Raw genomic sequence first — 7,837 nt, 5'->3', positions numbered from 1 at the left:
GTCGAGGTCACCGCCTACATCCCGGGTGAAGGCCACAACCTGCAGGAGCACTCGATGGTGCTCGTCCGCGGTGGTCGTGTGAAGGACCTCCCCGGTGTTCGTTACAAGGTCATCCGCGGTTCGCTCGACACCCAGGGTGTCAAGGACCGCAAGCAGGCCCGCAGCAAATACGGCGCCAAGAAGGGATAAGCGACATGCCACGTAAAGGACCCGCCCCCAAGCGTCCGCTGATCAACGACCCGGTCTACGGTTCGCCGCTGGTCACCCAGCTGATCAACAAGATCCTCCTCGACGGCAAGAAGTCGACCGCCGAGCGCATCGTGTACCAGGCCCTCGAGCAGGCCCGTGACAAGACCGGCACCGACCCGGTCATCACGCTCAAGCGTGCCCTCGACAACGTCAAGCCCACCCTCGAGGTCAAGAGCCGACGCGTCGGCGGTGCCACCTACCAGGTGCCGATCGAGGTCAAGCCGGGCCGTGCCAACACCCTCGCGCTGCGCTGGCTGGTCACCTTCAGTCGGCAGCGCCGCGAGAAGACGATGGTCGAGCGTCTGGCCAACGAGCTGCTCGACGCCTCCAATGGTCTCGGTGCCTCGGTGAAGCGCCGCGAGGACACGCACAAGATGGCCGAGGCCAACCGGGCGTTCGCGCACTACCGCTGGTGACTTATTCGCTTCGCATTGCCGGTGCTAAATGGTGAGATGGTGATCATGTACCGACAAGTTCTGGCCGCGCACCAGGGCCTCGCCGCGAGCGGGGCCGCCCGGTCAGCCCGCCCGGCATACGTCGGGCGGGGCGAAGCGACAACCGGCGAAAGCCACGACAGACTTACAGGCCTCGAATTCCCGAAGGGAACGTAATGGCACAGGAAGTGCTCAGCGACCTCAACAAGGTTCGCAACATCGGCATCATGGCGCACATCGATGCCGGCAAGACCACCACCACGGAGCGAATCCTCTTCTACACCGGTGTGAACTACAAGATCGGTGAAACCCACGACGGTGCCTCGACCACCGACTGGATGGAGCAGGAGAAGGAGCGTGGTATCACCATCACCTCCGCCGCGGTGACGTGCTTCTGGAACAAGAACCAGATCAACATCATCGACACCCCCGGTCACGTCGACTTCACCGTCGAGGTGGAGCGTTCGCTGCGCGTCCTCGACGGCGCCGTCGCCGTGTTCGACGGCAAGGAAGGCGTCGAGCCGCAGTCCGAGCAGGTGTGGCGGCAGGCCGCCAAGTACGACGTCCCCCGTATCTGCTTCGTCAACAAGATGGACAAGCTCGGTGCGGACTTCTACTTCACCGTGCAGACGATCATCGACCGCCTCGGTGCCAAGCCGCTGGTTATCCAGCTCCCGATCGGTGCCGAGGACGACTTCCTCGGTGTCGTCGACCTCATCGAGATGCGGGCGCTGGTCTGGCCGGGCGACGCCAAGGGCGACGTGACGATGGGTGCCTCGTACGAGGTGCAGGAGATCCCCGCCGATCTCGCCGACAAGGCCGCCGAATACCGCGAGCAGCTGCTCGAGACGGTCGCCGAGTCGGACGAGGCCCTCATGGAGAAGTACTTCTCCGGCGAGGAACTCACCGTCGAGGAGATCAAGGGCGCGATCCGCAAGCTGACCGTCAACTCCGAGCTGTACCCGGTGCTGTGTGGTTCCGCGTTCAAGAACCGCGGTGTGCAGCCGATGCTCGACGCCGTGATCGACTTCCTGCCGACCCCGCTGGACATCGGCGAGGTGCACGGCCACAAGGTGGGCGACGAGGAAGAAGAACTGATCCGCAAGCCCAGCAAGGACGAGCCGTTCTCGGCGCTGGCGTTCAAGATCGCGGCTCACCCGTTCTTCGGCAAGCTGACGTTCGTGCGTGTGTACTCCGGTCACATCACCGCGGGCACGCAGGTGCTGAACTCGACCAAGGGCAAGAAGGAGCGCATCGGGAAGCTGTTCCAGATGCACGCCAACAAGGAAATGCCGGTCGAGGACGCCACCGCGGGCCATATCTACGCGATGATCGGTCTCAAGGACACCACCACCGGTGACACCCTGTGTGCTTCCGACGCGCCGATCGTGCTGGAGTCGATGAGCTTCCCGGACCCGGTCATCAACGTCTCTATCGAGCCGAAGACCAAGTCCGACCAGGAGAAGCTGGGCACCGCGATCCAGAAGCTCGCCGAAGAGGATCCGACCTTCTCGGTCAAGCTCGACGAGGAGACCGGCCAGACCGTCATCGGCGGCATGGGCGAGCTCCACCTCGACATCCTGGTCGACCGCATGCGTCGTGAGTTCAAGGTCGAGGCGAACGTGGGCAAGCCCCAGGTCGCCTACCGCGAAACCATTCGCCGCGTGGTCGAGAAGCACGAGTACACCCACAAGAAGCAGACCGGTGGATCAGGGCAGTTCGCCAAGGTCATCGTCAAGCTCGAACCGCTGGTCGACGCCGAGGACGGCGCCACCTACGAGTTCGTCAATGCCGTCACCGGTGGTCGCGTTCCGCGCGAGTACATCCCGTCGGTGGATGCGGGTGCACAGGACGCGATGCAGTACGGCGTGCTCGCCGGCTACCCGCTGGTGAACCTGAAGGTGACGCTGCTCGACGGTCAATACCATGACGTCGACTCGTCGGAAATGGCCTTCAAGATCGCCGGCGCGCAGGCCCTCAAGGAAGCCGCGAGGCAGGCCAACCCGGTCATCCTCGAACCGATCATGGCCGTCGAGGTCACCACGCCCGAGGATTACATGGGCGATGTGATCGGCGACCTGAACTCCCGCCGTGGCCAGATCCAGGCCATGGAGGAGCGCAGCGGTGCTCGCGTCGTCAAGGCGCAGGTGCCGCTGTCGGAGATGTTCGGCTACATCGGAGACCTCCGGTCGAAGACCCAGGGCCGGGCTAACTACTCCATGGTGTTCGACTCTTACGCCGAGGTTCCGGCGAACGTGTCGAAGGAGATCATCGCGAAGGCCACCGGCGAGTAATACCCGCCGGCTGACGGTGGGCGGATCACAGTCCGCCCACCGTCGGCCCCAGCGAAGCGTTCCTCGAGCTGAGGACCGCGACGCGCGTCCCCGGATATCCGGATCTACGGCGCGAAACAACCCCATATAAGAACGTCTCTGCTGGGATCCGCCCAGCAGTGCAACAGTCCAGGAGGACAATCAAGTGGCGAAGGCGAAGTTCGAGCGGACCAAGCCGCACGTGAACATCGGCACCATCGGTCACGTCGACCACGGCAAGACCACCCTGACGGCGGCCATCACCAAGGTGCTGCACGACAAGTACCCGGACCTCAACAAGAGCTTCGCGTTCGATCAGATCGACAAGGCTCCCGAGGAAAAGGCTCGCGGTATCACCATCAACATCTCGCATGTTGAGTACGAGACCGAGAAGCGTCACTACGCGCACGTCGACGCCCCGGGCCACGCCGACTACATCAAGAACATGATCACCGGTGCCGCCCAGATGGACGGCGCGATCCTCGTGGTCGCCGCCACCGACGGCCCGATGCCGCAGACCCGTGAGCACGTGCTGCTGGCCCGCCAGGTCGGCGTTCCGTACATCCTGGTCGCGCTGAACAAGGCCGACATGGTCGACGACGAGGAAATCCTCGAGCTCGTCGAGATGGAGGTCAGCGAACTGCTGGCCGCTCAGGAGTTCGATGAGAACGCCCCCATCGTCAGGGTGTCGGCGCTCAAGGCTCTCGAGGGTGACCCGGAGTGGGCCAAGTCGGTCGAGAAGCTCATGGCTGCCGTCGACGAGTCGATCCCGGACCCGGTCCGCGAGACCGACAAGCCGTTCCTCATGCCCGTCGAGGACGTCTTCACCATCACCGGCCGCGGCACCGTGGTCACCGGTCGTGTGGAGCGCGGCTCGGTCAAGGTGAACGAGGAAGTCGAGATCGTCGGTATCCGCGAGAAGTCGCAGAAGACCACCGTCACCGGCATCGAGATGTTCCACAAGCTGCTCGACTCGGCCGAGGCCGGCGACAACGCGGGTCTGCTGCTGCGCGGCCTCAAGCGTGAGGACGTCGAGCGTGGCCAGGTCATCGTGAAGCCGGGCACCACCACCCCGCACACCGAGTTCGAGGGCCAGGCGTACATCCTGTCGAAGGACGAGGGCGGCCGCCACACCCCGTTCTTCAACAACTACCGTCCGCAGTTCTACTTCCGTACCACCGACGTGACCGGCGTCGTGACCCTCCCCGAGGGCACCGAAATGGTCATGCCGGGCGACAACACCGAGATGAGCGTCGTGCTCATCCAGCCGGTCGCCATGGACGAGGGCCTGCGCTTCGCCATCCGCGAAGGTGGCCGCACCGTCGGTGCCGGTCGCGTCACCAAGATCGTCAAGTGACGATCTGACTCTTCGAGTCATCGAGAACACCCAGCCGGGTTCACCGGCTGGGTGTTTTCTATTCGTGCTGGTTCGGTGACCGTGTCGGTTCGGTGACCGTCGACGCCTCCGGGCGGCTAACCTCAAACGGTGTCCCGCCGCGCCGACCACCGCACCTGGTGTGCCGAGGGCACCGACGCGCCTGTAGTCACCGATCTCGATGCCCGGGCCCAGCAACTGGTGTCGTTGTCGGCGTACAGTTCGGCCGCGGTATGTCTGGCCTATGCGACGGTGGGATTTCTGTTCGGGGGACCCGTGGAGGCGGCTGCGGCGACCTTCATCTCATGTTTGGTGCTGGCGCTGGTGCCGATGCTGGGGCGGTTCGGATCGCTCGTGGCGGGGATCGGCTTCCTTGTCGTCGGTACGGCGGTGCTCAGCACCCTGTGCGTCCAACTCGGCACCGACACGGGTCTGTTGTTCTACTTCTTCGTCCTGGCCGCCGCGACACCGATGGTCGTCGGGATCACGCGCATCCGGTTGTCGGCCGGGACAGTGGTGATCTGCACGGCCGCGGTGCCGATACTGTATTTCACCGTCCCCGGGGATACCGGCCGGGCACCCGATTGGCTGATGGTTGGCAGCTTCGTCGCCAACTGTGTGGCCGCGTCTGTGCTGGCGGTGAGCATCGTCGGGTACGGCCTCTATCAGATGCGGCGTGCCGAGGCCGCCCTGGAGGATGCCTACGATCGGTCAGAAGCCCTCCTGGGCAATATCTTGCCCCGTACCGTCGCGCAGCGGCTGAAGGAGCCCGCGCACGAGGAGATCGCCGACGGATACGACGACGCGTCGATCCTGTTCGCCGACATCGCCGGGTTCACGGCGATGTCGAGCCATACCCCGCCCGCCGAGGTGGTGCGGTTCCTCGACCATCTCTACACCGATCTCGACGCACTGGCTGAGAAGTACCGGCTGGAGAAGATCAAGACCATCGGCGACTCGTACATGGTCGTCGGCGGCGTGCCCGACCCCCGGTCCGATCACCTGCGAGACCTGGCGCGGTTCGCGCTCGACATGTTCGAGGTCGCCGGCAACGTGCCCGGAGCTGACGGGGCGGCGCTGGGGCTGCGGGTCGGCATCGCCACCGGCCCGGTCGTGGCGGGTGTGGTGGGGTCGAAGAAGTTCTTCTACGACGTCTGGGGGGACGCGGTCAACCTCGCATCCCGGATGGAGTCGACGGGCGTCGTCGGACGTATCCAGGTGACCACCGATGTGCGTGACCGGCTCGCCGGCGAATTCGCGTTCAGAGAGCGCGGACCGATTGCGGTCAAAGGCAAGGGCGAGCAGCTCACCTGGTTCCTGGAAGGCGCCGCGACGGCGACCGCGCCCGGATAACTGCCGGCCGGTCCGGTCGTCCCAGTCCTCGGTTACGCCCAGTCCTCGGTTACGCCTAGTCCTCAGTTATGTCGGGGTCTGTCAGACCGACGTCGTCCCACTCCGTGATGTCGATATAGCCGTCCTGCACCGCCCTGATGAACAGAGCGGACTTGGACGCGGCCGGGCGGCCGACAGCCATGTACTTCTGCCGGATGCGGGTCAGGTGCGATTTGACGGTCGCGGTCCCGATGAACAGCGTCCGTCCCGCGGCCGCTTTGGTACCGACGCGCAGCCACGTCAACAGCACCTCGATCTCCCTGGCCGTCAGGTCGGGGCCGGGAGGCGTGGCGCCTGAGTACGAGTCGGCATCGGTACTCGTATCGGGGATCGAACGTAGCGGCCGACTATAGGAGTCCGCGCGACCCTGTGGCTTCGGGGAAGCGTGGTTGTCCGTGGGAACCTGGTCTGAAGCGGTCGCGATGGTGATGGTGTCCTCCGATGGGGTGGTTCCCGCAGACGGGAACGAACGACATACTGAGAACTCGAATTATTCGGCGAGGCGCCGGTGGGAACCGCAACAAAATGCGTCAACCGCTAAGTCGATACGTGATTCGATACACTGACCAGGCAAAACACGGACGACGTTGGGGGATCTGTGATGCGTGCGGGCCACGCGTGCACGGTGCGTGCGGGCGGCCGTCCCCGGCACTTCTACGGCCGGTGGGCGGCGTGACGGACGACGATCCGAACCGTTCGGACGACACGGGACCGTCCGCGGCCGATGGGCGGTTGCGTGGACCGGAGGGTGTCCGTACCCGCGAGGAGCTCGGAGCCGCACTGACCGAGCGCCGTGAGTCGGCCGGGCTGAGTGTGCGCGAGGTCGCCGAGCAGGCCGACGCGCTGCTGGGTACGGTGGCCGGCTGGTTCGCCGGGCAGCACGCGCCGACCAAGGCGAGCCGCGAACCGTTCGAACGCGTGCTCGCGGTGTGCGGTGTCGCGCCGGGGGAACTCGCCGACTGGTGGACGGCCGTCGACAATCTGTCCCGTAGGGGGGCCCGCACGCGCAAAGGCAGGCCCGAATCGCCGTACCTGGGCTTCACGACGTTCGGGGCCACGGACAAGGCGCGGTATTTCGGGCGCAGCACGGAGATCGAGATGGTGGTGCGGCAGGTTGTCGAGATCCACCGCACCTGGCGTGATTCGCTCACGCCGTCCGGTGTCGGGTCGGCGGTGCCTCCGGCGTTCGCAGTACTCGGACGGTCGGGCGTGGGCAAGTCGTCGTTGGTCCAGGTGGCGCTCGGCGGCACCGCGGGCGAGCCGGGTCCGTTGCGGGAGTGGAAGTACGCGCATATGGTGCCGGGCCACGACCCGGTCGGCGCGATGACGGCAGCACTCTCCGAACTCGACGCGCAGACCGATCGGACCGGTCCGTCGATTCTGGTCATCGACCAGTACGAGGAACTGATCACGCTGCATTCCTACGACGAGGCGATCGTCGCCGGAGCGGTATGGATTGAGATGACCCTCGGCCGCGACATGGTGGTCGTGGCGGGGGGGGGGCCGGGCCTTCCTTGCCTCCCCGCCGGCGGGCCGGCCGTGGGCACAGCCGCGCTGGGTGCGCCGGTCTTTGCCGACCTGCTGCCGGCGGGGATGAAATTTGTCGCCGGCTTCCGTATTGACCTCCGCGGCAGCCCGCCGGGCCCGCTCTCGCCATGGCCGGTCGAGACCCCGCCGGGATGGCCGGTGCCCCAGGCTTTGAGGAGGTCGAGCGCCTCGGCGCCGCGCACCTCGCCGACCGGGATGCGGTCGGGGCGCAGGCGCAGCGACGAGCGCACGAGATCGGAAAGCGAAGCGACGCCATCCTTGGTGCGCAGCGCCACGAGGTTCGGCGCGGCGCATTGCAGTTCGCGTGTGTCCTCGATCAGCACCACGCGGTCGGACGTCTTCGACACCTCCGCCAGCAATGCGTTCGTGAGCGTCGTCTTGCCGGTCGAGGTGCCGCCGGCGACCAGGATGTTCCGGCGTTCGGCAACGGCCCGGCGCAAGATCGCGGCCTGATCGGCGACCATGATTCCGCCGGCGACATAGTCGTCGAGCGTGAACACCGCGACAGCGGGCTTGCGGATGGCGAA

The 7,837-nt window shown here is 65.7% G+C and carries 6 protein-coding genes and 2 pseudogenes; 6 read left to right on the top strand and 2 right to left on the bottom strand.

What is annotated here, in order from left to right; genetic code table 11:
* From rpsL to Q0627_RS06615, 5 genes are all read left to right on the top strand, one after another.
* A partial coding sequence (rpsL, locus tag Q0627_RS06635; protein ID WP_298808582.1) for a 30S ribosomal protein S12 occupies positions 1–189 on the top strand: 189 nt, incomplete at its 5' end.
* Between the two features lie 5 nt (positions 190–194).
* Positions 195–665 (top strand): 30S ribosomal protein S7, encoded by a 471-nt coding sequence (gene rpsG / locus Q0627_RS06630; RefSeq protein WP_005193546.1) that lies wholly within the window; start codon positions 195–197, stop codon positions 663–665.
* 194 nt (positions 666–859) lie between these two features.
* Positions 860–2,977: an elongation factor G gene (gene fusA / locus Q0627_RS06625; RefSeq protein ID WP_291011702.1), complete on the top strand. Its 2,118-nt coding sequence runs from the start codon at positions 860–862 to the stop codon at positions 2,975–2,977.
* 184 nt (positions 2,978–3,161) lie between these two features.
* Positions 3,162–4,352, top strand: coding sequence for an elongation factor Tu (gene tuf / locus Q0627_RS06620; RefSeq protein WP_291011705.1), 1,191 nt, complete (start codon positions 3,162–3,164; stop codon positions 4,350–4,352).
* Positions 4,353–4,481: 129 nt separating this feature from the next.
* The gene (locus tag Q0627_RS06615) at positions 4,482–5,723 is read left to right on the top strand and encodes an adenylate/guanylate cyclase domain-containing protein (RefSeq protein ID WP_291011709.1); all 1,242 of its coding nucleotides are present in this window, start codon (positions 4,482–4,484) and stop codon (positions 5,721–5,723) included.
* Positions 5,724–5,778: 55 nt separating this feature from the next.
* Here the strand turns inward: Q0627_RS06615 and Q0627_RS06610 are convergent, their stop codons facing one another.
* A complete protein-coding gene (locus Q0627_RS06610; protein WP_291011712.1) occupies positions 5,779–6,012 on the bottom strand; it encodes a LuxR family transcriptional regulator in 234 nt (77 codons plus the stop codon).
* Between the two features lie 191 nt (positions 6,013–6,203).
* On the opposite strand from Q0627_RS06610, the pseudogene Q0627_RS22475 reads away from it, so the two are divergent.
* A pseudogene (locus Q0627_RS22475) lies at positions 6,204–7,178 on the top strand (helix-turn-helix domain-containing protein); the annotation flags it as partial.
* Positions 7,179–7,429: 251 nt separating this feature from the next.
* On the opposite strand, the pseudogene Q0627_RS22470 reads toward Q0627_RS22475, so the two are convergent.
* Positions 7,430–7,837, bottom strand: a pseudogene (locus tag Q0627_RS22470) (ATPase, T2SS/T4P/T4SS family); the annotation flags it as partial.

It is taken from the genome of uncultured Gordonia sp. (assembly GCF_937858515.1).
Taxonomy (GTDB): domain Bacteria; phylum Actinomycetota; class Actinomycetes; order Mycobacteriales; family Mycobacteriaceae; genus Gordonia.
The sequence above is the reverse complement of the archived record's forward strand: the minus strand, read 5'-3'. Positions and strand labels throughout refer to the sequence as shown.